Consider the following 1,342-nt stretch of genomic DNA (forward strand, 5'->3'; position numbering starts at 1 on the left):
CACGCTTTAATACAGAAAATCGAGTGTCAAAAGATGGCTTCCATGTTGGCGGAATTGTTCGTGTTGTTCCAATAAAGGATATTAAAACAATGCTGCAGAGCTTTGCAATTGTTCAACAGGAGATTCCTCATTCCTACTTTTATATCATTGGTCCAACAAATGAAGATCAAGATTACTATGAAGAATGTTTGGACCTTGTGGAAAATCTAGAATTAAAGAATGTTATCTTCACTGGTGAAACAGATGTAAAAAAATATTTAGAATTTCTAGATGTATTAGTGTTATCAAGCATCAGTGAAGGACAGCCACTTGTAATACTTGAAGGGCTAGCAATGGGAATTCCGTATGTCTCAACTGATGTTGGGAGCTGCTCTGAATTACTTTTAGGAGCAAATGATCCATATGGACGTGCCGGCAGTGTCGTCCCTGTCATGCATTTCCACCTTCTAGCACAAGAGATAATCAATTTGTTAATAAATAAGAACAAGCGTATTGAATATGGACAAAATGGTAGAAATCGATTGATAGATTACTACTCATTAGCACTAATGGTTCGTCGTTATAATGAATGCTACGAAAGATGGGGGAAATAAAAAGGTATGGCAGGAATCGGCTTTCAACTTAAAACCTTATATGATCAATCTCATTTTTTCGGTCAGCTTCGTGCATACGGCTATTCAACTATAACCGCTGTAGGACCAATGCTACTGACCATTTTACTTATTACGTTCTCAAGAGAGTGGCTACTTTTCCTGAATGCCCCGTCTAGAGAAATTACTATTTTTATGGCAGCCATTCAATATGCATTTATTTTTTCTCAAATCATCACAGGTGGCTTTGTGTTCATCATTTCGCGCTATGTGGCAGACCAAACCTTTATTGAAAAGGAAGAAAATGTCCTTTCGTCTATGTTTGGCACAATTGGCATTGTCGTATTTTTAGGATTTATTAGTACAATTCTATTTTATTGGACATCACCTTTGCCTTTATTATTTAAATTGCTTTCCTACCTCTTTTTCACAGAGCTAAGTATTATTTGGATTTTATCCATGTATGTATCAGCTCTTAAGGATTATAAGAAAATTGTCAAAAGCTATCTTATAGGAGTGCTAGTTTCGGCCATCATTATTTGGGTGTTAACAGCTTTACTAGGTTACTTAACAGCTAATGCAATATTATTCGGTCTTATTGCTGGCTTTTTCATCATTCTTATAAAGCTCATGCAAGATATCTCAAAATATTTCCAAGTGAATAATAAACAATATTTTCACTTTTTAACGTATCTTGAAAAACATCCTTATTTATTTTTTATCGGGCTATTTTATTATGTTGGCTTATATGC

The 1,342-nt window shown here is 34.9% G+C and carries 2 protein-coding genes; both read left to right on the forward strand.

Annotated features, from left to right (window positions below; translation table 11 throughout):
* A partial coding sequence (gene pelF / locus FS935_RS23045; protein WP_146950932.1) for a GT4 family glycosyltransferase PelF occupies nt 1-593 on the forward strand: 593 nt, incomplete at its 5' end.
* Between the two features lie 6 nt (nt 594-599).
* Nucleotides 600-1,342, forward strand: a 743-nt coding sequence (gene pelG / locus FS935_RS23050) for an exopolysaccharide Pel transporter PelG (RefSeq protein ID WP_158638698.1), incomplete at its 3' end; no start/stop codon positions are given.

The sequence above is a fragment of the Metabacillus litoralis genome, from assembly GCF_007994985.1.
GTDB lineage: Bacteria > Bacillota > Bacilli > Bacillales > Bacillaceae > Metabacillus > Metabacillus litoralis.